Origin of the sequence: Novosphingobium rhizovicinum, assembly GCF_040813635.1 — a bacterium.
In the GTDB taxonomy this organism is placed as follows: Bacteria; Pseudomonadota; Alphaproteobacteria; order Sphingomonadales; family Sphingomonadaceae; genus Novosphingobium; species Novosphingobium rhizovicinum.
In genome coordinates this window covers 99,379-124,379 of the sequence record NZ_JBFNXR010000012.1, presented here as the reverse complement: position 1 = coordinate 124,379, position 25,001 = coordinate 99,379, and the positions used below count along the sequence as shown (strand labels likewise).

The window sequence follows — 25,001 nt, the reverse complement described above, 5'->3', positions numbered from 1 at the left end:
TCAGTGCGCCTGTCAGCGCCTCGCCTCGGCAACTTCCGCGCTACTGAAGGAGGGCACCTGCAAACCGGACCAATAAGCCAGGAACGAAAGGATATCCGCGCCTTCCTCTATGACCTTATCCGTCGGCTTGCCGGAACCATGACCCGCACGGGTCTCCACGCGGATCAGGTGCGGCTTGTCGCCTGCATCGGCATGCTGAAGGGCAGCCGTATACTTGAAACTGTGGCCCGGAACGACGCGATCGTCCGTATCGGCCGTGGTCACGAGCACAGCCGGATAGTCCACGCCAGATCGGATGTTGTGGTAGGGTGAATACGCCAATAAAACTCTAAAGTCGGCTTCCCGCTCCGGATAGCCGTAATCATCCACCCAATACCGCCCGGCCGTAAACCGATCGAACCGCAGCATGTCCATGACACCGACCTGCGCATTCGCCGCAGCGAACAGATCAGGACGCTGGTTCACGACGGCGCCGACCAGAAGACCTCCGTTCGAGCCGCCCTGGATCGAAAGCCCTCCCTCTGGTGTTATGCCTTGCGCGATCAGGTACTCCCCAGCGGCGATGAAGTCGTCAAACACGTTCTGCTTGTTGGCAAGGCGTCCGGCATCGTGCCAGTCCTTCCCATACTCGCCCCCGCCGCGCAGGTTTGCCATGGCGAAGGCGCCGCCCGCCTCAAGCCAGGCCATGCGCACCGCCGAGTAACCCGGCGTCAACGCGATATCGAAACCGCCATAACCGTACAGCAGAGTTGGCTGCGCCAGCCCCGCTTCAGCAGCCGCCTTGCTGCGCACGATGAACAAGGGAACACGGGTGCCGTCTTTTGATCGATAGAAGCGCTGCTCCACCAGATAGGCTTCCGGATCGAACTTCAGTTCGGGCTCGGCGAACGGCTCGGACTGCCCTGTTGCGATGTCCATCCGGTAGATGGCCGCCGGCTGATTAAAACTTGAGTAGGCGTAGAAGGTCTCCGGATCACCTGGCTTGCCTTCGAAACCCGACGCAGTCCCAAGGCCGTTCAGCCCTAACGTGTGCACGGATTTGCCATCGAGACTCACGACCTCCGCGTGACTCGAGGCATCTTTCAAATAGTTGAGGACGAGGTAGTCACCGATGATCGTCGCGCGCTCGAGAAGTTCCTTGCGTTCGCCAACCACCTCAGCGAATTCCGGCTCCCCTTCGGCCAAATCGATCGTCATCAGACGGTAACGCGGTGCGCCTTTGTTGGTCACGAACCACAGCTTCGTTCCAACGTTGGCCACGAGTTGCCAGTCATGAGCAAGATCGGAGACCAGCGTGCGCAGCTTCCAGCCATCTCGCTCCCGCTCGGTAAGGTCGATCACCCGCACCTGATAGCGCGCATCCGTTCCCGTACTGCTGCGGATCACGACATAGCGCCCATCCGGCGTCACTTCAGCCGCATGGTTCATCTCACGCTGCTCTGGCGTTGCGAAGACGAGTTCGTCCGCCTCCTGTTCCGTGCCTAAGCGGTGGTAATAAACCGCATGATCATAGTTGCGTCCCTGGAAGGCCGTTCCCTGCTCCGGTTCAGGAAAGCGGGAATACAAAAAACCGTCTTCCCCAATCCACGCGAGATCGGTGAATTTGGCCCACTTGATCTCGTCGGAGAGACGCTCGCCCGAATCCACATCAAGCACTCTCAGCATACGCCAGTCGCTACCGCCGTCCTGAACGCTGAACAGCAGGCGCTTGCCACTTGCGGAAGGCTTCCATGCGTCGAGCGCGGTTGCGCCGTCCGCAGCCCATCCGTTCGGGTCGAGCAACAAACGGGACGCCCCTTGGAGACCGTGGCGAACAAACAGCTGCGCCTGGTTCTGAAGCCCAGCATTGCGGGCGTAGAAGTAGCGACCGCCCGCCTTCACTGGGACTCCGAACCGCTCGTAATCGATCAGTGCCCTGATCCGCTGTGCAAACCAGTCGCGCTGCGGGAGTGTGTCCAGGTGCGCTCGAGTGACAGTGTTCTGCCGCGAAACCCAGTCAGCCACCTGCGGATCGTTCCGCACGTCATTCTCGAGCCAGCGGTAAGGATCGGCAACGGACTTGCCGAACTGCTCTTCCACAAGGCTCTCACGGCGGGTCTCGGGATAATCAGGAGATTTCATAGTCTCAGCCCAGATGGGGGAGATCATCAGCACGGACAAGGCTGCCGCAGCGGCAAAGTAGGGGCGCACGAACCCGGCCAGACGGGACAAGAAGAGTCCTCCAAAACGCAAAACGGCCCCGAGGCTAGCACCCGGAGCCGCTTTGACCAATGAACACTGAAGGACAGCTCTGAACCGAGCAGCCTCGCGAGACTTACGCTTCCGCGTATTCCTCAACCTCGCTGGCGACCGGACCTGAGTCCTGCCCCTTGGCGTCGACGTCGCGGTCTACGAGTTCGATGATCGCCATCGGCGCCGCGTCAGAACCGCGGTAACCTGCCTTGATGATACGGCTGTAGCCGCCGTTACGGCCTGCATAACGCTCGGCCAGAGCTTCAAACAGCTTCCGCTCCTGCGCTTCATCCATGAGACGGGCGTGCGCCAGACGACGGTTGGAAAGGCCACCCCGCTTGGCCAGCGTGATCAGCTTCTCGATATACGGACGCAGTTCCTTAGCCTTCGGCAGAGTGGTCTGGATCTGCTCGTGCTTGATCAGAGCGGCAGCCATGTTGCGCAGCATAGCTATGCGATGGCTGGAGGTGCGCTGCAGCTTGCGACCGCCAAGTTTATGACGCATTTTATTGTCTCCGTTCGTAAGGGGCCCGTATGAGGTAGCCCGGTCCCGGTGGCAGTCTGGGTCGCCACCAACACCCTTTCACTCGGCAGGCCTTCATCGTCCACCGTCACGAGATCTCCCTCGCGACGGTAGATAGCTCTGCTTAGCCGAGCAGCTCCTGCTCGAGCTTCTTGGCCATTTCCTCGATGTTCTCCGGCGGCCAGCCGGGAATGTCCATGCCGAGGCGCAGACCCATCGAAGAGAGTACTTCCTTGATCTCGTTAAGCGACTTGCGGCCGAAGTTCGGCGTGCGCAGCATCTCGGCCTCGGTCTTCTGGACCAGATCGCCGATATAGATGATGTTGTCGTTCTTGAGGCAGTTGGCCGAACGGACCGACAGTTCCAGTTCGTCCACCTTCTTGAGCAGATAGCGGTTGAGCTGATTGGTGTCGCTCTCTTCCGGCGCGGCGCTACCAGCGGCCATGCCGATCATCGGCGACTGACCGACAGGAGCAACGTCCTCGAAGTGGACGAACAGCGCCAGCTGATCCTGCAGGATGCGCGCAGCATAGGCCACTGCATCCTCTGGGCTGACAGTTCCGTCAGTTTCGACGGTGAGGCTCAGCTTGTCGTAGTCGAGCTCCTGACCGATACGGGCGTTGTCGACCTTGTAGCTGACCTGACGCACCGGCGAATAGAGCGAGTCGACCGGGATCAAGCCGATCGGCGCGTCTACTGGACGGTTGGACACGGCCGGCACGTAGCCCTTCCCGGTGTCGGCAGTCAGTTCCATATTGAACGTCGCGCCGTCATCGAGATGGCAGATCACCAGGTCCTTGTTCATGACCTCGATATCACCGGAAACGGCGATGTCGCCCGCCTTGACCTCGGCCGGGCCGGTCGCGGAAAGCTGGAGACGCTTCGGGCCTTCGCCCTGCATCTTGAGCGCGATCTGCTTGACGTTGAGAACGATGTCGGTGACGTCCTCACGGACGCCCGCAAGGCTCGAGAACTCATGCAGCACGTTTTCGATCTTGATCGACGTGATGGCGGCGCCCTGCAGCGAAGAAAGCAGCACGCGACGCAGAGCGTTACCCAGCGTCAGACCAAAGCCGCGCTCGAGGGGTTCTGCGACAAAGGTGGCGCGAAGCTTGGGGTCGGCGCCTGGCTTGACCTCAAGGCTGTTCGGCTTCTTGAGTTCCTGCCAGTTCTTGATGTTGACGCTCATGGACTTCCCCTGGGGTTATTCAGTGCGGCGACGGCCGCGAACCCTTGCAAGGGGCCGCGGCCGATGCATGGCGGAGGGTAACCGGCCTAGGAACCCGGAACACCATCCGCAGAGACTCGATCAGACGCGGCGACGCTTCGACGGACGCACACCATTGTGCGGGATCGGAGTTACGTCGCGGATCGAGGTGATGGTGAAGCCAACGGCCTGCAGAGCACGCAGAGCGCTCTCGCGGCCCGAGCCAGGCCCCTTGACCTCGACCTCAAGCGTCCGCACGCCGTGCTCCGCAGCCTTCTTGCCAGCATCATCGGCGGCAACCTGGGCGGCGTAAGGCGTAGACTTGCGGCTACCCTTGAAACCCATCATGCCCGCCGAGGACCACGAGATCGCGTTGCCCTGGGCGTCGGTGATGGTCACCATGGTGTTGTTGAAGCTGGCATTGACGTGAGCAATGCCGCTCGTGATGTTCTTACGCTCGCGGCGCTTAATACGCTGTGGTTCGCGTGCCATGATCGTCTATCCTGTCGAAAAGTCGCTGAGGGAAAGCTGCGGCCAGCAAGGCTCGTCTCGAGCCCGTGGCCGACCAGCTTACTTCTTCTTGCCGGCGATCGGCTTAGCCTTGCCCTTGCGGGTGCGCGCGTTGGTGTGCGTGCGCTGGCCACGAACCGGCAGACCCTTGCGGTGGCGCAGGCCGCGGTAGCAAGCGAGATCCATCAGACGCTTGATATTCATCGCGGTCTCGCGACGAAGGTCACCCTCGACAGTATGCTCAGCGTCGATCGTTTCACGGATCTGAAGCACTTCGGCATCCGAGAGGTCCTGGATGCGACGGCTGTGGTCAATGCCCAGCTTGTCAGCAATCTCAACGGCCTTGGTGCGACCAATACCGTGAATGTAGGTCAGCGCGATGATCACACGCTTGTTGGTGGGGATGTTTACCCCGGCAATACGAGCCACTTTAATCTCCTGCTCCACAGGGGAGCCATAGCCCCCCTATCTCAACGCCCTGACGCTCTTGTGACAGGCGACAGCACCGAAATGGCAAAAGTCCGGTAGGCGGGGCTATGACGCCATTCGCCTTCCGGACGCGGCCGTATTCTGTCGAGCGAAGGGCGCGCTTAGGACGATTCGCAAAGCGTGTCAACGGCAAGCCACCGGGAGCGCGCAAGATCCTGGCGCTACACTCAGGATATTACCTGAAGGCTGGCGCTGCGTCAAAGGTGCCCCTCATAGCTGTGCATGTCAGACGTGAACTCAGACGCGCATGGGCATCAGGACGTAAAGCGCCGGGCTTTTGTCGTCCTGCCGGATGAGCGTCGGAGCCCCGGCGTCCGCCAGGTGCATCTCGACCGAATCGCCTTCGATCTGCCCAAGGATGTCCTTGAGGTAGTTGGCGTTGAAGCCGATTTCGAACCCTTCGGCCCGGTACTGCGCCGGAACTTCCTCGGCAGCGGTCCCATTGTCGGGCGATGTCACGGAGAGCGTCACACGATCATTGTCGAGCGCCATCTTTACGGCACGAGTCTTTTCGGTGGCGATCGTCGCGACGCGGTCCACGCCCTCGAAGAAGGTGCGCGGATCGACCTTGAGCAGCTTGTCGTTCCCGGTCGGGATGACGCGCGTATAGTCCGGGAACGTGCCGTCGATCAGCTTGCTGGTCAGCACAACCCCATGCTCTCCGCCCAACGTAAAGCGAATCTTGCTCGCAGAGAGCTCAACCAGCACATTCGTGTCCAGCGACTCCTCGAGAAGCTTGCGCAATTCGGCAACGCACTTCCTCGGGACGATCACGTCGGGCATGCCCTGCGCACCGTCGGGACAAGTCAATGTGAAGCGAGCGAGGCGATGCCCGTCGGTCGCTGCCGCCTTAAGCTGCTCCTCCGCCACATGGAGGAAAATACCGTTGAGGTAGTATCGCGTCTCTTCCGTGGAAATCGCGAAGCGCGTGCTGTCAATCATCTGCGCAAGCGTCGCACCGGGGATCTCGAAGCTGGTGGGCAACTCGCCTTCCGCGATCATCGGGAAGTCATCACGCGGCAGGGTCGGCAACTGGAAGCGGCTGCGACCGGCCTTGACGACCATGCGATTATCTGCGGCATCCAGACTGACCTGACTACCGTCGGGCAGCTTGCGCGCGATGTCGAAGAGCAGATGCGCCGAGACAGTGATCGCCCCAGACGACTCCACGCTCACGGCACCAACGGTTTCCACCACCTGCAGATCGAGATCCGTCGCCATGATCTTGACCGCCCCACTGGACGATGCCTCAATCAGGACGTTGGAAAGGATGGGGATCGTATTTCTCCGCTCCACCACGGATTGCACGTGAGACAGGCAACGCAGCAATGTGGAACGTTCGATTGTGGCCTTCATGATCGCCTCATGTCCCCCCAGGCACGGCCGGGAATTCGATGCCTAAAATATGGACCATCTTCTCTAGCGCGAGGATGCTAGGCGGCAAGCCGGAACTGGGCGAGGAGGCGGGTATCTGGGGATAACGCCCGCACAACAGCCTCCGCACCCCGACTGACGCGATCAGATCATGGCCATGCCGCCGTTCACATGGATGGTCTGGCCCGTAACATACCCGGCTTCCTTGCTGGCCAGGAACACGCAAGCCGAAGCGATATCGGCGCCCTCGCCCATCCTGCCCATCGGAATCTTGGCGTTGAGTGCATCCTTCTGCGCATCAGGCAAGACATCCGTCATGGCTGTGCGGATGAAGCCCGGCGCGACGCAGTTCACGGTGACGTTCCGGGTCGCCAGTTCCTGTGCGAGACTCTTCGACATGGCCGTCAGCCCGCCCTTGCTGGCGCAGTAGTTCATCTGCCCCGGATTGCCGGTCGTCCCCACAATTGAGGTAATGGTGATGATACGACCGAACCGCGCCTTCATCATCGGCTTGGTCACGGCACGCATCAGGCGAAACGCGGACTCCAGATTAACCCGGATCACCGCGTCCCATTCGTCGTCCTTCATCCGCATCGCGAGGTTGTCACGCGTGATGCCGGCATTGTTGATGAGAATGTCGATCTTGCCGAGCGAATCCAGCGCGGCGGGAACGAGCTTCTCCACCTGCTCTGCGTTGGAGAGGTCACAGGCGATCGCAACGTGATCGACCTCCTGCAGATGTTGCGGCGTGTGCTCGTCCAGTTCGTCACGGAAGGCACGCAGCTTGGCTTGATTGGAGCCGGAGACTGCCAGCCGCGCACCTTGCGCGGCAAGACCACGCGCCACTGTAGAGCCGATACCGCCCGACGCTCCGGTCACGAGCGCAGTCATTCCGTGGAGGTCGAACATCAGTGGAAATCTCCCATGGTCATTCAGCCGGACGCAGCTGCCGTGTAATTCGCAAAGTACGCTCTTCGGGCTCCGAGCGCCCTCCCGTCAAGCGCTGAACCCCGGTCAGAGGGCCTTCGCCAGAGCTTCGATCTCGTCCATGGAAGCTACGGATGTGACTTCCACCTCTCCGGCGCTGCGCTTGATCATCGGTCCGACAACCTTGCCGCCGAACTCGACGAAGTGCTCCACGCCAGCCTCGCGCATCGCGATCGCGCTCTCGCGCCAACGCACGCGACCGGTCACCTGCTCGACCAGAAGCCGCCTTACTTCCTCCGGATCGGCAACCATGGCAGCGGTGACGTTGGCAAAAAGCGGGAGACGCAGTGCCCCTGGCACGCATTCCGCGAGCGCTTCAGCCATGGCTTCGGCTGCAGGCTGCATCAAGGCGCAATGGAAGGGCGCAGAGACAGGCAGCGCCACACCACGCTTGATGCCATGCTCCTTCACCAAAGCGATCGCCCGCTCAATCGCAGCACGGTGGCCTGAGAGCACGACTTGCGTAGGATCGTTGTCGTTTGCCACGGAGCAGACTTCGCCCTGCGCAGCCGCTTCCGCGAGCGCAGTCGCCTTCGCGATGTCCGCCCCCAGAAGGGCAGCCATGGCGCCCTGCCCCACCGGCACTGCGGCCTGCATCGAACGGCCGCGCAGCTTCAGCAGTCGCGCCGTGTCTGCCAGACTGAAAGCACCCACCGCACACAACGCCGTATACTCGCCGAGCGAATGCCCAGCCACGAAGTCGCACTTGTCGGCAACGGTCAGACCGCCTTCCTTCTCGAGAACACGCAGGACAGCGATGGCATTGGCCATGATTGCAGGCTGCGCGTTCTCCGTGAGCATAAGCTCATCCTCCGGGCCTTCACGCATGATCTTCGACAGGCTCTGGCCGAGCACATCGTCGACTTCCTCGAAGACTTCGCGGGCGACGGGGCTTGCAGCCGCCAGTTCGGCGCCCATGCCGATCTTCTGACTGCCCTGTCCCGGAAATACAAATGCACGCATTGCGACCACTCCGTTGTACGGCGCGAAGGCCGCAGCGCCCTTCGGGGCGGCTCCTATGACGATTCGGTGACGTGGCGCGGCGGACTATTGTCCTTGCGCACGCTCCGCAACCCCGAACGGCACGATTTTGTTGGCGGCATCGTGGCCTATGTCCGCCGGGCCAAGGAACGGGATCGCGTGACGCTTGCACCAGTAGCGGGCGATCTCCTCCGCTCCAGCGCCAAACGGGCGGTCGTTCTCCGGGATGTCACTGACTCGTCCGAGCCTCAGGCCTGCGATCCCGCCAAGATGCGCCGTAGCGTGAAAGAACAGCCGATCGAGAGCGTACAAATGCTCCGACACCTCCTCCACCATGACCACATGGCTGGCTAGGCCCGGCATGAGTCGCGTTCCGCACAGCATCGCCAGTGTCGTCAGGTTGAACGCGACGGCAGGACGTTGATCCAGCGCGGAGTCCAATCCCGTGTCCTCTCCCGAAACGAAGCGCAGCACGCGGCGCACTGCGTCCGCTCCGCCATCACGCCGTATGCACCCCAGCATGGGGGCATGGACAGGACGGCCGATGCGCTCGCGATAAAGGGCGCCCAGCAGATACCCCGCGTCGGAGTAGCCAAGCCAGGCCTTGCTCTCGGCTGCGGGGCCGAAGCGGCGCAGCGCATCCTCCGCGATACGGCAGGCTCCATAGCCGCCCCGCGCGAACCACACGGCATCGAAAGACGGATCGTTCGCGCACTCCACCAACGCATCGAGGCGCTGTTCATCGTTGCCGGCGAAATGGCCGTCGATTGCAAAGCACTGGGGGTGCACCGACAGTTCGATCTCGGGAAACTCAGCCGCAGCAAGAGTCAGAACCCGGCGCGCATCCTCTTCGGCGATAGGAGTCGACGGCGCGCAGACGGCAATGCGGATCATGGGCCTGTCCTATCGAGGTTGTCTTGCAGGGCAAGCACGCATACCGCTGGGCGCCATGACTTCAAGCACCGCTACAACCGAGCCGCTTTCAGCACACCCCTGGTTCTTCTGCGGGATCGGCGGTTCGGGCATGCTGCCGCTCGCGATGATCCTGAGGGGACTGGGGGCCAGTGTTTCCGGATCGGATCGCAGCCGCGATCAGGGCCGCAGCCCGGCCAAGTTCGCCTGGCTTGAGAGCGAGGGCATCACGCTGTACCCGCAGGACGGCACCGGACTGACCTCCTCCGAACAGGTCCTCGTCGCCTCCGCGGCCGTGGAAAACACGGTGCCAGAAGTCGTTCGCGCCGCGGAACTAGGGTGTGAGAGGATGAGCCGGGCTCAATTGCTGGCCATGCTCTTCAACGCAGCACCCCACGGAGTTGCAGTGGCAGGTACTAGCGGCAAGTCCACCGTCACCGGGATGATCGGCTGGATTCTGACGGACGCAGGACGGGACCCCACCATCATGAACGGCGCCGTCATGAAGAACTTCGCCGCTCCGGAAGCGCCTTTCGCCAGCGCGCGGGTCGGCGGTGGTGACCTGTTTGTCTCTGAGGTGGACGAGAGCGACGGATCGATCGCGCTCTACCGCCCCGAAGTGGCGGTCCTCGGCAACGTCAGCCTCGATCACAAGAGCCTGGAAGAGCTGCGCCAACTGTTCGGCGATTTCCTGGGTTGCGCCAAGGTGGCCGTGGTCAACCTCGACGACAAGGAAACCGCCGCACTGGTTGGGCGCGCTGGCGAATGCCTTGCTTTCGGCATCGAGAGCCCGGACGCCTCGATCGGCATAGAGCACGGTTCGATCGTGCAGGAGACTGGCGCCATCAAAGCGCGCGTTATGGACCGCCGGATCGGCGAAACCTACGCACTGACACTCCGGCAACCTGGACGGCACAACCTCTACAACGCGCTTGCAGCCATCTCCGGCTGTGCCGCACTGGGGGTTCCTGTGTCGCAGAGCATCGCATCGCTACAATCATTCGCCGGTCTCGCGCGGCGCTTCGACGTAGTGGGCTCCAGCGCTTCGGGCATCACCGTGATCGACGATTTCGGCCACAACCCCGACAAGGTCTCCGCAACTCTCTCCACCCTCAAGGCTCACCCGGGGCGGGTCATCGCCTTCTTCCAGCCGCACGGGTATGGGCCACTTCGCCAGATGGGTGCGGAATTAGCCGAAGTCTTCGCGCACAAGCTGGGAGCCGAGGACATCGTCATCCTGTGCGACCCCGTTTACTTCGGCGGCACTGTCGACCGCACCCAGGGTAGCCAGCGCATCGTCGAAATGATCGATAAGGCTGGCGGGCAAGCGGAGTACCTGCCCTCACGGGAAGACTGCGCAGCGCGTATCGCGGAGCTGGCACGCGCGGGAGACCGCATTATCGTGATGGGTGCACGCGATGACACCCTGACTATTTTCGCGAAGGATCTGCTCGCCAATCTTCCGTGAAGCTTGTCAGTGCGCAGGCTTGCCGCGGGCAGAGGTCACCGTGTGAACGCCAAACGCGACGATCGCGCCTAACACCAGCCCCACCACGGCTGAAGCAATTGCATACGTGAGCCAGCCCAGCACACCGCCCAGCGATCCCGTAGCGTGGGCGACAGCGTGTTGCGCATCGTGAGTGATATGAGCGGGGCCGGCAAATCCAAGCTCCTCAAGGCCGTGCAGGATGATCCCTCCCCCAACCCAGAGCATCGCCACGGTTCCCACCGACGACAGCACCAGAAGCAGGTAAGGCATTGCGTGGACCAGCATGCGCCCAGTGCGTTGCACCGAAGCGCTACGGTGCTTCGCATAGTGCAACCCGATGTCGTCCATCTTCACGATGAGACCGACCGCACCATAGACCAGCACCGTGATGACAATACCCACCGCCGCAAGGATCGCGGCCCGCGCGACCAGTCCTTCACCGGCCACCTCAGCAAGCGAGATCGCCATGATCTCGGCAGAGAGAATCAGGTCTGTCCGCACGGCGCCAGAAATCCGCGCCTTCTCGAAAGCGACAACGTCGGTGATCTCCTCGTCCAGTGTCTCACCGTGCTTGGTACCACCCAGCTTTTCCATGACCTTCTCTGCGCCCTCGAAGCAGAGGAACAGGCCGCCCAGCATCAGCAACGGCGTGATGGCGCCTGGCAAGAACTCGCTGAGCAACAGCGCAACCGGCAGGAGAATGACCAGCTTGTTGAACAGTGAACCTTTGGCGATCTGCCAGATCACCGGCAGCTCCCGCTCGGGCGTGAAGTTGGTCACATAGGAAGGCGTCACGGCGGCATCGTCGATGACTACACCCGCGGCCTTGCTTCCCGCCTTGGCCACGCCTGCAGCCACATCGTCGACCGAGGCCGCGGCAGCGCGAGCAATAACGGAGATATCGTCCAGCAGCGCGACGAGACCTGAAGGCATGGCAGTAACGCACTCCCTGTTCTGAAAAGTGGCTCTCAGTGGCCGATTTCGCGTGCCATGGCGAGGGCCAAGCGAAAAGCACCCAGCTCGCCGATGGTTCCACCGACCGCCAGGCCGCTCGACCAGTCGCTGCTTGCGTTCTGCATGCAAATCGCTATGGGCCTGCGCTTCCCCGACACAGTTGTGCCGTGGAAACTGAAGAAAGCCGGAGGGGCCCCGCAATGGTGCGGACAAGCCAGCGATCGGTTACAGATGTAAAGGAAGCTGCCGTGCCGCTTTACGAGCACGTGTTCCTGGCCCGCCAGGATCTGAGCCAAGCGCAGGTCGATGCGCTGGCCGCCACCGCAACCGAGATCGTCGAGAACAACGAGGGCAAGGTCACCAAGACCGAGACCTGGGGCCTCAAGAATCTCGCCTACAAGATCAAGCGCAACCGCAAGGCGCACTTCGTGATGCTGAACATCGAAGCTTCGGGCGATACCGTCGCTGAGCTCGAGCGTCAGACCTCGATCAACGAAGACGTCATCCGCTGGATGACCATCCGCGTTGACGAGCACGAGGGCGGCCCCTCTGTGATGATGCGCAAGTCCGACCGCGAGCGCACTCGCCGTCGCGAACGTGAAGGAGCCTGACACATGGCACGCGCCTTTTTCCGTCGCCGCAAGTCCTGCCCCTTCTCGGGTAAGAATGCGCCCACCATCGATTACAAGGACGTGCGTCTGCTGCAGGGCTTCATGTCCGAGCGCGGCAAGATCGTACCTTCCCGTATCACGGCCGTTTCGGCCAAGAAGCAGCGTGAGCTGAGCCAGGCGATCAAGCGCGCCCGGCACATCGGCCTGCTCCCCTACATCGTCAAGTAAGGAGGAAAGCCCCATGGACATCATCCTCCTGGAGCGCGTCGAAAAGCTCGGCGCCATCGGCGACGTCGTCACTGTCAAGGACGGTTACGCTCGGAACTACCTGCTCCCCAACAAGAAGGCCCTGCGCGCTAACGAGCGCAACAAGCAGGTCTTCGAAGCCAACCGTGCGAAGATCGAGGCAGAAAACGCCGAGCGCCGTTCGGACGCTGAGAAGCACTCGAGCGACGTCGAGGGCAAGCAGGTCGTCCTGATCCGCGCTTCGTCGAACTCGGGCCAGCTCTACGGCTCGGTTTCGGTGCGCGACATCGTCGACGCCCTGAACGAAGACGGCGCAAACGTCACCAAGCAGATGATCGTGCTCGAACGCCCGATCAAGACGCTCGGCATCTTCGACGTTCGCGTTTCGCTGCACCCCGAGGTCTCGGTTAACGTCAAGGTCAACGTCGCGCGTTCGCCCGACGAAGCCGAACTGCAGTCGCAGGGCGTGGACGTGATGGCCGCGATGTTCGAACAGGACGTCTCCGGTTTCACCGAGAAGCGCGATCCGAGCCTTGAGCCGGGTGAAATCGCGGCAGAAGAGACTGAAGAGCAAGCCTGATCAGGCTCCTCTCCTAAGCTCACCGATAAGCCCTCGTCTCTTTCGGGAGACGGGGGCTTTCTGTTTTGAAGCCCCTGAGTTCACCTCAGCGATCAACAGTTTCAAAACAACGTCAGGTGAGTGCGCTGTCTTGTTCGTACGTTTGCTTGCCGGTCGGAAAGACCGATCAGCCGGCGGTTGCGGGAGCTGCGAGGGGGAAGAACGGGATCGCAGCGCGCACCTGGGCACCATCGTGGCACTCAAAGGTGTAGTAGCCTTCCATGCTGCCCTGCGGCGTCGAAAGGGGACAGCCAGAGACATAATCGTGGCTCTGGCCCGGCTGCAGGATCGGCTGTTCGCCCACCACGCCTTCCCCTTCGACAAGATTGACGGCGCCGTGCCCGTCAGTAATGCGCCAATGTCGTGTCACCAGCCGCACTGTGCGGTCCGATCCGTTCTCAATACGGATGTGATAGACCCAGAACCATTTGCCCGCCTCCACGCGCGATTGCTCGGGCAGGAAGTTGACCGCGACACGAACGGTAATGCCATCAGTGATGGCGGCGTGCTGAAAAAGCTCCTTCATCTCAAGAGGGAGCGTAACGGCAAATCGGCGAGCGGACAACACCGCTCATCTCTAATCACCCGAGGTCACATCGCAGCGCCAGCAACGGGGATCGACGTCCGGTTCTTTCGCCGTGTACGACACAACAGAACCGCTACGACAGGCCTGCCTTGGTCAGCGCCTGGTCCAGATCATCGATCAAGTCGTCAGGATCCTCCAGGCCGACATTCAGCCGCAGCATTCCCTCGGAAATCCCCATAGCCTCGCGCCCCTCCGGCCCCATGTTATGGTGCGTCGTCGAAGCCGGGTGACACATCAGCGACCGCGAGTCGCCGATGTTGTTCGATATGTCGATGAGTTCGAGAGCATCGAGCAGCGCATGTGCCTGCTCACGCCCCCCATCCAGAACGAAGCTGAAAATTGGTCCACAGTCGGCCATCTGCTTGCGCGCGAGGGCGTGCTGAGGATGGCTCGGAAGCCACGGATGAAGGATCCGTGGGACGCGGCTCTCAACGAAGCGCCCCACCTTCAGCGCATTTTCGCTTTGACGTTTGGCGCGCAGGTCCAAAGTCTCAAGCCCCTTCAGCACGACCCACGCGTTGAACGGCGAAAGGTTCGGCCCCGTGTTGCGCTGGAATGGCAGAAGCTTGTCGTTGATGAACTCCTCGCTCCCGCAAACCGCGCCGGCGAGTACCCGGCCCTGCCCGTCCATCAGTTTGGTCGCCGAATAGGCAATCACATCGGCTCCGAACTCGAGCGGACGCTGCAGTACGGGTGTGCAGAACGCGTTATCGATCACCGAAGTGATTCCGTGAGCACGCGCGAGGCCGCAAATGTACTCCAGGTCGGCGATGTCCATCGTCGGATTGGCCGGTGTCTCGAAGAAGAAGACCTTCGTATTCGGCCTGATCGCCGCTTCCCACGCAGCATTGTCGCGCGCGTCGACGACAGTCACCTCGACGCCGAATCGCGGCAGGAGGTGGTCGCCCAACCAGCGGCAGGAACCGAACGCCGCCCGCGCCGTGACCATGTGATCTCCAGCCGAAAGCTGGCACAGCAAGGCGGCCGTCATGGCGGCCATCCCGGAAGCCTGCACACGGCAGGCCTCAGCCCCTTCCAGCAGAGCGATGCGGTCTTCCAGCATCTGAACGGTCGGGTTCTGCAGGCGCGAGTAGGTCATGCCCTGCTCCTCCCCCGCAAACCGCGCAGCGACCGTGGCAGCATCATCGTAGGAGTAGCCAGACGTCAGGAACAGCGCCTCGCTCGTCTCCCCTTGCTCCGAGCGCCAGGTGCCCCCGCGCACCGCCTGCGTGGCCGGACGCCACTTGGACGTCTTGCTGCGATCTTGTCCGGTCGTCCTTTTCATGGTCTGGCGCTCTACGATCCAGCGTCCCCAAGCACAAGCGGGGAGAGGCCAAACGGCCTTGCGGGCCGCGCACTTGGCTCCTATGCCGCCGCCTCGATGCATGCTCCGAGCGAACGCGATCCGCTGCCCTGGTGCCTGGCGCTATGCTTTGCCTTCCTCCTCGTGTGTCTGCATCGACTGGACGTGCCGAGCAGGATCTACTTCGATGAGGTCCACTACGTCATCGCGGCGCGCAAGATGCTCGAAGGCGTCCCGGCGAACCGCGAACATCCGATGTTTGCCAAGGAGGTAATTGCCGCCTCGATCGCGCTTCTGGGCGACCGCGCCTGGGCGTGGCGGATCCCCTCCCTTCTGTTCGGCGTCCTGGGCCTGCATGCTTTCGGCCGCATGCTCTGGCACGTGAGCCGGCGGCGCTTCGCGACCATCGCAGGGGTGTTCCTGCTGGCCGTCAATTTCCTGTGGTTCGTTCAGAGCCGCATCGCCATGCTCGACATGATCTCTGCAGGGCTAGGCATGGTGGCGCTGTGGCAATTCGCCGCCGTCCTCCATCAGCCTCATTGGCGACCCAGACTGCGGCTTGCACTCTGCGGGATATCGATGGGCCTCTCTCTTGGCGCAAAGTGGAGCGTCGCGCCCATCCTGATTTTACCTGGCCTCCTCTTCCTGGCGCTTCGCGTAAGGGAGAGAGGCTGGAGGATCATCGGCAGCAAAGGGGCCGGGCCGATCCCGGGCGTGTCTCTGGTCGAGGCGTTCTGGTGGCTAGGGGTGCTTCCGCTTGCACTATACTGGCTGACGTACTTGCCGGGCTTCTTTTGGACCAAAAGGCCCATAGATCCGCTCGGCGCCCTCGCCCACCACCGCTACATGATTGAATTGCAGGACAGCGTGAAGCGCCTGCACCCTTATCGCAGCGTCTGGTACCAATGGATGAGCAACTGGCGCGTGATCTGGTACCTGTACGAGGCCACCGACGGATCTCAGCGGGGGATTATCCTCGTGGGTAACCCGTTCACGATGCTTGCGGGGCTGCCGGCGCTCCTCTGGTGCGCCTGGGCAGCATTCTGGCGACGCAGGTATGATGCTCTCGCGCTTGTCGTTCTGTACGTGCTGACACTTGGGATCTGGATCGTGAACGGAAAGCCGATCCAGTTCTATTACCACTATCTTCTTCCCGGCGCCTTTCTGATGGGCTGCCTCGCGCTGGCCCTGGACGCACTATGGCGACGCAACGACTACTGGCGCTGGCTGACACCTGCTGCCCTCATCGTTGCTCTGGCCATGTTCGTCTACTTCTATCCGATTATCTCGGCAGGCCAGCTTCACGGAGGAAAGCAGAGCTTTCTGCAGTGGACTTGGCTGGCCAGCTGGCGCTGACGGCTTCATCGGGGGTCAGGGGTCTGATGAAGGCCGCCAGCGCACTGACCCGGATCTCGGGCTAGGTCAATTTGCCTGCCTCCCCGCAGGAGTTCAGGCAACCCGTTCACAAGGCGAAGGGGGGCCTAGGGAAATCAGGCGCAGCAAGGTGCGCCCGTTCGTCGAACGGTCAACGGCGTCCGACGAACGCCGTCTTCGCGCAGGGGATCAGGCCGTGCCGTACTTGCCCCAGACGAACTTGGACGAGAGGGCGAAGTTCCAGACCGAAGCGATGACGATGCCGGTGAGTGCAGCGGGGTACTCATGAACCCCGTAGTGCACGAGCACGGCAGCCACGCCAACGTTGGCGGTCAGTCCCACGGAGCACGTTGCAGCGAACTTGGCCCAGCCGCGCACGAGCGGCAGAAAGCCCGTGAGCCGTTTGTCGGCGTACGTAAGCGCGTTGTTGAGGAAAAAGTTGAACGTCATCGCGCACACTGCTGCGATCGTCTGCCCCACCTCAAACGCTGTAACGAGCTGGCCTCGGATCGGCGGCCCTCCAAAGATGGCGAGAAAAACCATCAGCACCGCCATATGCACCAACACGCCGATGGCGCCGATGGTGCCGAACAGGGCAAACCGGGTGGGGATCACGCGACCGAGCCACTTGTCGTAAAGCCCGACGAGAAACTCGAAGACGACAGTACGGTCGAGCTTGCTTTCCCCGTCAGCACGGGCGGCAAACGCGAGCGGGAATTCCTTGACGCGCAACGGGGTCTCCACAGTAGCAAGAATGTCGAGAAGGATCTTGAAGCCGACGCCCGACAGGCGATGAGCATCGGCACGAAGCGTCTGCGTGCGCAGCATGAAAAAGCCGCTCATCGGGTCGGTAAGCGTCAGCCCGGTGACGCGGCGTGCCAGGCTGTTGGCCAGCCCGGACGCTTTCACGCGGTCAGGACGGTTCCAAGCCTCGGTACTCGCCCCTTCGCAGAAGCGCGAGGCATAGGAGAGGTCATATTCACCCGAGGTGATGGCTCGCAGCATCCCAGGCAAAAGCTTGGGATCGTGCTGATGGTCGGCGTCCATCACGGCAACGATCGGCGCGGCGGTAGCGCACATCCCCTCTATCGCGGCGGAAGACAGCCCCCGCCGCCCGATCCGCTGGATCACGCGAAGACGTGGGTCTCGCAGCGAAATGGCGCGCGCCGCATCGGCAGTTCCATCGGGACTGTTGTCATCGACGACGATCGCTTCCCAGGCGATGCCCCGCAGCGCCTCGTCGAGCCGCTCGACCAATGACTCCAAGTTATTGCGTTCGTTGAACGTCGGCAGAACAATAGCCAGCTCCAGTGGCTGCACAGCCGTACAGACAGCCAGAGTAAGGGCGGGACTGGGCATGTTCATGGACACGCGCTCTATATCTCAAACCTGAAGGATGGTTTAGCGTTATCAACTTTGCCGGATTACAATCGGGCGAGCACCGCATCCCCGATCTCGCGGGTCCCCGCCTGCCCACCCAGATCGCCGCCGCGGATACCATCCCCCAGCGCCTTCGCAACCGCGCTCTCGATGCGCGCTGCCTCAGTTTCTAGGCCGAAGCTGTGGCGCAGCAACATTGCGGCGGAGAGGATGGTGGCCATCGGATTGGCGAGACCTTTGCCAGCAATATCCGGCGCGGAGCCGTGGATCGGCTCATAAAGGCCGAAAGTGCTTTCGGCCAGGCTGGCGGATGCAAGCAGCCCGATCGAGCCCACACACATGCTCGCCTGATCCGAAAGGATGTCGCCGAACAAATTGCCGGTCACAATGACGTCGAACTGGCCGGGATTCTTCACCAACTGCATCGCCGCGTTATCGACGTACATATGGCTGAGTTCGACCTGGGGATACTCCTTGGCGACTTCGATCATGACATCTCGCCAAAGCTGCGAAGTCTCCAGTACGTTGGCCTTGTCCACCGAGCAGAGCTTCCTGCGGCGTCCCATTGCCGCCTTGAAACCGGTGTGAGCGATGCGCCGGACCTCGTCCTCTGCGTAGGACATCATGTCCCACCCCTCACGCCGCCCGTCCTGGGTCGTACGAAGGCCCTTCTCGCCGAAGTAGACGTCTCCGTTCAACTCACGGACGATAAGCAGGTCGATCTTCTCTGCGACTTCAGGGCGCAGCGTCGTGAGATCTTCCAAGCCCTTGAACACAGTTGCGGGACGCAGATTCGCGAACAGGCCCAGTTCCTTGCGCAGCCCGAGGATTGCCTGCTCCGGACGCAAGTGACGCTCCAGATGGTCGCAAGAGAAGTCACCGACCGCGCCAAAGAGAATAGCGCCGCACGAACGAGCGATGTCGAGTGTCTCGGGTGGAAGGGGATGTCCGTGCTTGCGGTAGGCAACACCGCCGACGTCACCATAGACCAGTTCCAGGCCAGGAAGATCGAGCGCCTCCAGCACGCGGACCGCCTCAGCAGTGACCTCCTGGCCGATTCCGTCTCCGGCAAAAACCGCCACCCGCATTGCACTTGCGCTCATCTTCGTCCCCACCAGCTCAGGCGCCGGCAATCCGCGCCCACCGATCCCTCAGGATAGCGCGGGTCGCCATAACGCCTACGTGCCGTTCGGCAAGCGGGTAGCGCTCAAGCTCGCGACCAATTCGGTCAAACGCAGCAAAAATGCCAGTCCAGTCGCCCTCCTCGGGGCGCTTTACCGTCACGCCGTAGCCCAGTTCACGCAGCAGGAGTACTTCATAGGACAGCAGGGGAATGACCCAACCCCGCGCCGACGGGGCGACGCAGATCGCCGTCAGTAGCGCGGATAGCGCACTGAACAATGCGGGGAATGCCTGACGCTCTGGCAAGGCCACCGCGGTCAGCGCGGTTACCCAGGCGATCCCCGCGGCGGGTAGTGGCTCCGCCAGCCAAGGCCCGCGGCTTTCCCGCAGTTCAAGTCTTGCGAAAGGAAGCTGGCTCTCAACCCGTGAACGGACCTCGGCCTCCACAAAGTTGCCAGGCAGCAGCACAGGCCGCAACTGCCGTCCCCGCCCTCCCGCCACGTAAGCCCCGAGAAGACCGTGGTCCGCTGTCAGCAGCCGTGTGACGACGGCTGTCTCAGCGTGGTTGCGATTGGAACAGACAATTGCAGGTCCGCGGTACTCCATCGGCTATTGAAGTTCGCACGGATGGAGCAATGGAGCAAATTCACATCGAAAGAGGGCCGCGCTCTTGCAGCCGCCTTCAGCTCTTCGCGATAAGCTTCATCTCGAGTTCGTCGACACGCTTCTTGAGGGTCTCAGCCTCTTCGCGCGCCTTGGCGGCCATGTCCTTGACCGTCTCGAACTCCTCGCGACTTACGAAGTCCATCTCGCCCATGAGCTCCTTGAAGCGTTCACGCGCGGAGTCCCGCGCCTCACGCCCAACGCCGGCCAAGGTGCCGGCCGCACTGTTCATCAGCTTGACGAAGTCGGATATGATGGGATTGTCGCTCTGCATGGTCTTTAGATGGGCGGTATTTTCATCGTCCGCAAGTGTGACGATCAGAACTCGATCCTCTGCACAGCCACTGGAACCTGAATGCCGTCCAGATCCGGGTTCTTCTGGAGAATGGCCCAGTTGAGATAGGACGCAAAGAGAACCCAGACGAGGTATGGCGCCAAGAGCCAAGCAGCTACCGGCCGCACCCGTGCGAACAGGACCATGGTCACCACGATCGCCACGTCGAGCAGCAGGATGTCGACGAGCGCCCAACTCATGCGGTGCGCTCCGAAGAAAATCGGTGACCAAGCCAGATTGACCGCCAATTGCACAGCAAAGGCGATGATCGCGAGGCCTCTGCCTCGTGCACCGTAGGCGGAAATTACCAAGGCGAGCGCCATGCCCATGAGCGCATAGAGAACACCCCAGACGATCCCAAACGCGGCAGGAGGGGGATAGGCGTCTGGCTTTTCCAATGCAGCGAACCACGCTCCTTCGGCATTAGTGCCGGAAAGCGTTCCCGAAAGCGTACCAAGCAGAAGCACCAGCGGTACGCAAATGAGAGCCGAACGGATAAGACCAGCGCGCAATTGCCCTGTGGACGCCAGGAAGTTCATCCGCCCGTTTTCTCCGCCGAATCGGTGGTACCCTTTCGATCTGTTAAGCAATGCGGGCAAACACGCAAGAATTGGTGAACGGCTCACTTTCCGCGCGTGGCATAGATGAGGAATTCGACATTGCCCTCTGGCCCGGTGATCGGACTCTCGACAAGTCCTCGCACCGACCAGCCCTTTGCGACAAGCCAGTCTTGCACTTCGCCGCATACCCGCTGATGCAACTGCGGGTCACGCACCACCCCACCTTTACCCACTTCGCCGCGACCGACTTCGAACTGCGGCTTGATAAGCGCCACCAGCGTACATTCGCCCCCGGCAAGCGACAGAGGCACTTCCAGGACCTTGGCCAGTCCGATGAAGCTGGCATCGCACACCACCCAATTGCACTCAGCGTCGATCAGCTCGCGCGTGAGCACACGTGCGCTGGTCTGTTCCAGCACTGTTACTCGAGGATCCTGCCGCAACTTCCATGCAAGCTGATTTGTGCCGGAGTCGACGGCGAAGACCCGAGATGCCCCCTTGGAAAGCAGGACATCCGTAAAGCCGCCGGTCGAACTGCCGATATCCATCGCCACCGCCCCAGCCGGATCCAAAGCGAAGTGCTCGATAGCATGCGCAAGTTTGATGCCACCGCGCGACACCCATGGATGGTCTCGGCCGCGCACATCCAGAGGCGCATCTGCGGGTAACTGCTGCCCCGGCTTCGCCAGCTTGACCTCCCCCGTAAAAACCAGGCCGGCGAGAACAAGCGCCTGCGCGCGCGTTCGGCTCTCGGCAAGCCCACGGTCCACGAGCAGTTGATCTGCGCGCAGTTTGGCCGGGCCCTTACGGGCGGCAGGTCGAGGCGAGTGCGAGTTGGACATGGCTGGAGCGGGCTTGTGGTGGAGAGCGTCTCATTCCATACCATGGCCATGAAGGCAAACCTGCTCGCACCCGCCGCGCTGGCGATCGGAGCTCTCGCGGTGGCATCTTGCGCCAGTCAGCGTATCATCCCACCTCCCGCGCAAGCCCCGGCTCCTCCGCCGCCTGCCCGAACACCAAGCCCCCCGCCAGCGGCCGCGCCACGGACCGATTGGATCGACGCGCCCGTGACGGCAGGCAATTGGCAATGGAACATGGAAGGACAGCAATCCGTCGCACGCTTCGCCGGAAACCGCCTCACCCTGCGGTGTGACCCGACCGCACGGACCATTCACATCGAGCGGCGCGAGCCTTCTGCCAGCACACAGTTTTCCGGTAGTGCAACTCTGACCGTTCGCACGCAATCACAAACGCGGGTCTTTGCCGCGATACCCCAAGGAGGCGCAGTGACAGTAAGCCTCGCCGCTCGAGATCCTCTGCTGGACGCCATGGCGTTCACGCGCGGCCGCTTCGCTGTCGAGGCATCAGGCATGCCAACGCTGTACGTCCCGAGTTGGACGGAGGTGAGCCGAGTGATCGAGGATTGCCGCTGATCTATCCACCGAGCCTCAAGCCCTCGGGCGAAGCTGGGGAAAGCAGCGCGAGCAGGCGATCTTGCCGCCAAAAAAAATGATTGCAAGGCTTGTTGTGCGCTCCAGAATTTCCCACAATTAGAGGCAGGGCAGGCTGGCATCCGAAGGGTCCCTTCAAGGCGCCAGCAGCCCCCGCCGCTTAAGTGCGGCATCTTGGCTCAACAGCGCGAAAGGAGGTGATCCGATGTCTCATGGTTCAGCAGAGAGGTCGGCAATTTCCGTCGCGAGGCATTATCGCTGAAGTTTAAGCAGTAAGCGATAAAGGTTTCGCTGGCGGCACTTCCGGCCGCTGACCATGCGAAGGGCCGTATCGGTATTCCCGGTGCGGCCCTTCTCATTTCTGCACGCTACTGCAGCATTCGCACCGACTCGCCTTCTTTGAAGCTGCGCCGGAGCCTTGAGAGCGGCTCCAACCGCCTCGCCCTCCATGTAGAAGGAGCCGGGTAGCGTTCGCTCCGCCGGCGTTTGCGTCATTGTGCCCTCGTGCTAGAAGGAAGCCTCCGCGACCTAAAGTTGCCTTTAGGTTGTCAAACGCGCAATTTTCGTTCAACGGCTCACTGACCTCAAAGCTGAAGGAATCCCGCTTCATGGCGACTGTCGCCGATACCGGCCTGCAATTCACCAATCGGCCCCTCACTTCGCCCATCAGCGCGGACGAGCGCGCGGCGGTGCTCGCCAACCCCGGCTTTGGGACGAAGTTCTCAGAGCACATGGTCACGATCGAATGGACCGAGGAGCGGGGGTGGCATGACGCAGTGATCGGACCGCGCGGACCGATCGCACTCGATCCGGCATGCGCCGTGCTCCACTATGCACAGGAGATCTTCGAGGGGCTGAAAGCGTATCGTCACCCGGACGGGAGCGTTGCCCTGTTTCGCCCTTACGCGAATGCTGAGCGCTTCAACCGATCGGCTCGGCGGCTTGCCATGCCCGAATTGCCGGAAAACGTGTTCGTCGAATCGGTGCGGCGCCTGGTCGAAGCGGATCGCGATTGGCTGCCGAGCGTTGAAGGCGGATCGCTTTACCTTCGGCCCTTCATGTTCGCGTCGGAGGTTTTCCTCGGCGTGCGTCCGGCCAAGGAATACAAGTACATCGTCATCGCCAGCCCGGCAGGCAACTACTTCAAGTCAGGCGCGCCTGCCGTGTCCATCTGGGTTAGCCAGGAGTACACACGTGCCGCTCCCGGCGGCACTGGTGCGGCAAAGTGCGGCGGCAACTACGCGGCAAGCCTGGTGCCCCAGGCCGAGGCGATCCGCGAAGGGCACGATCAGGTCGTGTTCCTCGACGCTGTCGAGAACAAGTGGGTTGAAGAACTGGGAGGCATGAACCTCTACTTCGTCTTCGACGACGGCACGCTTCTGACGCCGCCGCTGTCTGGCACGATCCTGGCGGGTATCACCCGCGACAGCCTTCTCACCCTGGCGCGTGACGAGGGTCTGACCGTTCGTGAGGAGCGCTACAGCCTCGATCAGTGGCGAGAGGACGCGAAGTCAGGGCGCCTCGTCGAATGTTTCGCTTGCGGTACGGCTGCCGTGGTCACGCCGGTCGGAAAAGTCGCCGGGCACGACGGAGAGTTCACGATCGGTAGCGGCGGGCCGGGGCAGCTGACGCAGGAGCTGAAGGACCGACTTGTGGCAATCCAGCGCGGCGAGGCTCCGGATCCTCATGGTTGGGTGATGAAACTCAGCTAAGTACTCGGGAGGGGGAGGCAAACCTCCCCCGTCCTTCCACCCTGCGATGCAAGCTGCCTCCGGCACCACACCCAATATACCCTATATCCCTGCAACAGATCCGAGCGCTCCGAGAGTGGGCGTTTGAAGCCGCTTTGGGGCGGCTGAAGCCTCGCGCAAGAACCAAGCGTCTCCACCAAAGGCGCCCTTCCCCCCTCCTTCGATATGCAGGATGGCAGGCGGTTGAGAGGCCGGGTCCGAAGACACCTGACGACAGCCGTCCGTTCGCAAGTCGTCTACTACGCGCTGATTGAACTTCTGGGTCGCGACCAACTGCGACCGTTCTCACGCTCCTTCCCGTCATCGGTGCCCTGCCCAAGTCTGCGCCAGTCCTCGCCTGCGGGTCGTGGACTCTCTGCTCGGCGGTGGGTTCCGGCTCTCCTGCCCAGACCTTGCGCGACCATCGCGGAGTCCTAGATGAAGGGCTCCTCCGATCAGCAAGGATGTGAAGCGCATGGAAGATACCACCTACACGCCGCCCGAAGTCTGGACTTGGGACAAGGAAAGTGGAGGCCGCTTCGCCAACATCAATCGCCCGATTGCGGGAGCGACGCATGAGAAGGAACTGCCTCGTGGGCGGCATCCGTTCCAGCTCTACTCGCTCGGAACACCGAACGGGCAGAAGGTGACGATCATGTTCGAGGAACTCCTCGCCGCCGGCCATGCAGAGGCGGAGTATGACGCGTGGATGATCGAAATTGCGAACGGAGATCAGTTCGGCTCAGGCTTCGTCGCCATCAATCCTAACTCAAAGATCCCTGCTCTCCTGGACTGCAGCGGCTCGGAGCCGTTTCGCGTATTCGAGTCGGGCGCCATCCTGTTGCATCTTGCAGAGAAGTTCGGCGCCTTCATTCCGACAGACGCGAAGGGGGTTGCCGAATGCCTGTCATGGCTGATGTGGCAGATGTCGACGGCCCCGGTGATCGGCGGGGGCTTCGGGCACTTCTATGCCTATGCCCCAGAAAAGTATGAGTACCCGATAAATCGCTACACGATGGAGACCAAGCGTATCATCGACGTGGCAGACCGGCGGTTGGGCGAAGAGCGATACCTTGCGGGCGACGAGTACACGATCGCCGATATCGCGACCTATGGCTGGCTGGGCTACCTGGCTCGAGGCGAGGCTTACGGAGACGCGTTCCGCTTCCTCGATATGGCAAGCTATACCAATGTGGCGCGCTGGGCTCAGGAACTTGGCCAACGCAAAGGGGTGATGCGAGGCACGAAGGTCAACCGCGAGGGTGACGGGCTGTTGCGGGAGCGTCACCAGGCACAGGACATCGATGCCCTTATGTAAGAGGCCCTGAACGGCCATCAGAATAGCCCAGAAAACGAGAGGCCCG

The 25,001-nt window shown here is 61.9% G+C and carries 26 protein-coding genes; 8 read left to right on the top strand and 18 right to left on the bottom strand.

Annotation, left to right across the window (positions count from 1 at the left end; translation table 11 throughout):
- Window positions 1–12: 12 nt before the first annotated feature.
- The 9 genes from ABUH87_RS00855 to ABUH87_RS00815 all read right to left on the bottom strand — a co-directional run bounded on the left by ABUH87_RS00855 (window position 13) and on the right by ABUH87_RS00815 (window position 9,197).
- Window positions 13–2,148 (bottom strand): prolyl oligopeptidase family serine peptidase, encoded by a 2,136-nt coding sequence (locus ABUH87_RS00855; protein ID WP_419956649.1) that lies wholly within the window; start codon window positions 2,146–2,148, stop codon window positions 13–15.
- 166 nt (window positions 2,149–2,314) lie between these two features.
- Entirely contained in the window at window positions 2,315–2,737 is a 423-nt protein-coding gene (rplQ, locus tag ABUH87_RS00850) for a 50S ribosomal protein L17 (protein ID WP_367767970.1), read from the bottom strand.
- Window positions 2,738–2,879: 142 nt separating this feature from the next.
- Window positions 2,880–3,944, bottom strand: coding sequence for a DNA-directed RNA polymerase subunit alpha (locus tag ABUH87_RS00845; RefSeq protein WP_367767968.1), 1,065 nt, complete (start codon window positions 3,942–3,944; stop codon window positions 2,880–2,882).
- A gap of 120 nt (window positions 3,945–4,064) precedes the next feature.
- Window positions 4,065–4,454 carry a 30S ribosomal protein S11 gene (rpsK, locus tag ABUH87_RS00840; protein ID WP_007011846.1) on the bottom strand — a complete coding sequence of 130 codons (390 nt, stop codon included), beginning with the start codon at window positions 4,452–4,454 and terminating at the stop codon, window positions 4,065–4,067.
- A gap of 78 nt (window positions 4,455–4,532) precedes the next feature.
- Entirely contained in the window at window positions 4,533–4,901 is a 369-nt protein-coding gene (gene rpsM, locus ABUH87_RS00835; protein ID WP_367767963.1) for a 30S ribosomal protein S13, read from the bottom strand.
- A 297-nt stretch (window positions 4,902–5,198) separates the two neighbouring features.
- Complete coding sequence (gene dnaN / locus ABUH87_RS00830; protein ID WP_367767961.1) at window positions 5,199–6,317, bottom strand: DNA polymerase III subunit beta; 1,119 nt, start codon at window positions 6,315–6,317, stop codon at window positions 5,199–5,201.
- Between the two features lie 162 nt (window positions 6,318–6,479).
- Complete coding sequence (gene fabG, locus ABUH87_RS00825; protein ID WP_367767959.1) at window positions 6,480–7,244, bottom strand: 3-oxoacyl-[acyl-carrier-protein] reductase; 765 nt, start codon at window positions 7,242–7,244, stop codon at window positions 6,480–6,482.
- 105 nt (window positions 7,245–7,349) lie between these two features.
- Window positions 7,350–8,285, bottom strand: a complete 936-nt coding sequence (fabD, locus tag ABUH87_RS00820) for an ACP S-malonyltransferase (protein ID WP_367767957.1) — start codon at window positions 8,283–8,285, stop codon at window positions 7,350–7,352.
- 84 nt (window positions 8,286–8,369) lie between these two features.
- A complete protein-coding gene (locus ABUH87_RS00815) occupies window positions 8,370–9,197 on the bottom strand; it encodes an LD-carboxypeptidase (protein WP_367767955.1) in 828 nt (275 codons plus the stop codon).
- Window positions 9,198–9,252: 55 nt separating this feature from the next.
- On the opposite strand from ABUH87_RS00815, the gene ABUH87_RS00810 reads away from it, so the two are divergent.
- Window positions 9,253–10,683 (top strand): UDP-N-acetylmuramate--L-alanine ligase, encoded by a 1,431-nt coding sequence (locus ABUH87_RS00810; protein WP_367767953.1) that lies wholly within the window; start codon window positions 9,253–9,255, stop codon window positions 10,681–10,683.
- Window positions 10,684–10,689: 6 nt separating this feature from the next.
- Here ABUH87_RS00810 and ABUH87_RS00805 read toward each other — a convergent pair whose 3' ends face one another.
- Window positions 10,690–11,637 carry a DUF808 domain-containing protein gene (locus tag ABUH87_RS00805; RefSeq protein ID WP_367767951.1) on the bottom strand — a complete coding sequence of 316 codons (948 nt, stop codon included), beginning with the start codon at window positions 11,635–11,637 and terminating at the stop codon, window positions 10,690–10,692.
- Window positions 11,638–11,906: 269 nt separating this feature from the next.
- Here ABUH87_RS00805 and rpsF point away from each other — a divergent pair, with 269 nt between their 5' ends.
- Genes rpsF through rplI form a run of 3 tightly spaced genes read left to right on the top strand, consistent with a single transcriptional unit; the run spans window position 11,907 to window position 13,095 of the window.
- Window positions 11,907–12,269, top strand: coding sequence for a 30S ribosomal protein S6 (gene rpsF / locus ABUH87_RS00800; RefSeq protein WP_367767949.1), 363 nt, complete (start codon window positions 11,907–11,909; stop codon window positions 12,267–12,269).
- A gap of 3 nt (window positions 12,270–12,272) precedes the next feature.
- Window positions 12,273–12,497: a 30S ribosomal protein S18 gene (rpsR, locus tag ABUH87_RS00795; RefSeq protein WP_367767947.1), complete on the top strand. Its 225-nt coding sequence runs from the start codon at window positions 12,273–12,275 to the stop codon at window positions 12,495–12,497.
- A 13-nt stretch (window positions 12,498–12,510) separates the two neighbouring features.
- Window positions 12,511–13,095 (top strand): 50S ribosomal protein L9, encoded by a 585-nt coding sequence (gene rplI / locus ABUH87_RS00790; protein WP_367767945.1) that lies wholly within the window; start codon window positions 12,511–12,513, stop codon window positions 13,093–13,095.
- A gap of 166 nt (window positions 13,096–13,261) precedes the next feature.
- On the opposite strand, the gene apaG is transcribed toward rplI, so the two are convergent.
- Together apaG and ABUH87_RS00780 are read right to left on the bottom strand one after the other, a co-directional pair.
- Window positions 13,262–13,660 (bottom strand): Co2+/Mg2+ efflux protein ApaG, encoded by a 399-nt coding sequence (gene apaG, locus ABUH87_RS00785; RefSeq protein ID WP_367767943.1) that lies wholly within the window; start codon window positions 13,658–13,660, stop codon window positions 13,262–13,264.
- A 133-nt stretch (window positions 13,661–13,793) separates the two neighbouring features.
- Entirely contained in the window at window positions 13,794–15,005 is a 1,212-nt protein-coding gene (locus ABUH87_RS00780) for a trans-sulfuration enzyme family protein (protein WP_367767941.1), read from the bottom strand.
- Window positions 15,006–15,101: 96 nt separating this feature from the next.
- Here ABUH87_RS00780 and ABUH87_RS00775 point away from each other — a divergent pair, with 96 nt between their 5' ends.
- Window positions 15,102–16,379 (top strand): phospholipid carrier-dependent glycosyltransferase, encoded by a 1,278-nt coding sequence (locus ABUH87_RS00775; protein WP_367767939.1) that lies wholly within the window; start codon window positions 15,102–15,104, stop codon window positions 16,377–16,379.
- A 207-nt stretch (window positions 16,380–16,586) separates the two neighbouring features.
- On the opposite strand, the gene ABUH87_RS00770 is transcribed toward ABUH87_RS00775, so the two are convergent.
- The 6 genes from ABUH87_RS00770 to ABUH87_RS00745 form a co-directional block, all read right to left on the bottom strand.
- Window positions 16,587–17,762, bottom strand: coding sequence for a glycosyltransferase (locus ABUH87_RS00770; RefSeq protein ID WP_367767937.1), 1,176 nt, complete (start codon window positions 17,760–17,762; stop codon window positions 16,587–16,589).
- A gap of 59 nt (window positions 17,763–17,821) precedes the next feature.
- On the bottom strand, window positions 17,822–18,865 hold the full coding sequence (gene leuB, locus ABUH87_RS00765; RefSeq protein ID WP_367768037.1) for a 3-isopropylmalate dehydrogenase: 1,044 nt from the start codon (window positions 18,863–18,865) through the stop codon (window positions 17,822–17,824).
- A 31-nt stretch (window positions 18,866–18,896) separates the two neighbouring features.
- Window positions 18,897–19,505, bottom strand: a complete 609-nt coding sequence (gene recO, locus ABUH87_RS00760) for a DNA repair protein RecO (RefSeq protein ID WP_367767935.1) — start codon at window positions 19,503–19,505, stop codon at window positions 18,897–18,899.
- A 76-nt stretch (window positions 19,506–19,581) separates the two neighbouring features.
- On the bottom strand, window positions 19,582–19,836 hold the full coding sequence (locus tag ABUH87_RS00755) for an accessory factor UbiK family protein (protein ID WP_367767933.1): 255 nt from the start codon (window positions 19,834–19,836) through the stop codon (window positions 19,582–19,584).
- 44 nt (window positions 19,837–19,880) lie between these two features.
- Window positions 19,881–20,435: a TspO/MBR family protein gene (locus ABUH87_RS00750; protein ID WP_367767931.1), complete on the bottom strand. Its 555-nt coding sequence runs from the start codon at window positions 20,433–20,435 to the stop codon at window positions 19,881–19,883.
- Window positions 20,436–20,518: 83 nt separating this feature from the next.
- Window positions 20,519–21,298 (bottom strand): TlyA family RNA methyltransferase, encoded by a 780-nt coding sequence (locus tag ABUH87_RS00745; protein ID WP_367767928.1) that lies wholly within the window; start codon window positions 21,296–21,298, stop codon window positions 20,519–20,521.
- A 225-nt stretch (window positions 21,299–21,523) separates the two neighbouring features.
- Here ABUH87_RS00745 and ABUH87_RS00740 point away from each other — a divergent pair, with 225 nt between their 5' ends.
- The 3 genes from ABUH87_RS00740 to yghU all read left to right on the top strand — a co-directional run bounded on the left by ABUH87_RS00740 (window position 21,524) and on the right by yghU (window position 24,955).
- Window positions 21,524–21,889 carry a hypothetical protein gene (locus tag ABUH87_RS00740; protein WP_367767926.1) on the top strand — a complete coding sequence of 122 codons (366 nt, stop codon included), beginning with the start codon at window positions 21,524–21,526 and terminating at the stop codon, window positions 21,887–21,889.
- A 626-nt stretch (window positions 21,890–22,515) separates the two neighbouring features.
- Window positions 22,516–23,619, top strand: a complete 1,104-nt coding sequence (locus ABUH87_RS00735; protein ID WP_367767924.1) for a branched-chain amino acid aminotransferase — start codon at window positions 22,516–22,518, stop codon at window positions 23,617–23,619.
- 493 nt (window positions 23,620–24,112) lie between these two features.
- Window positions 24,113–24,955, top strand: coding sequence for a glutathione-dependent disulfide-bond oxidoreductase (gene yghU, locus ABUH87_RS00730; RefSeq protein WP_367767922.1), 843 nt, complete (start codon window positions 24,113–24,115; stop codon window positions 24,953–24,955).
- Window positions 24,956–25,001 lie beyond the last annotated feature (46 nt).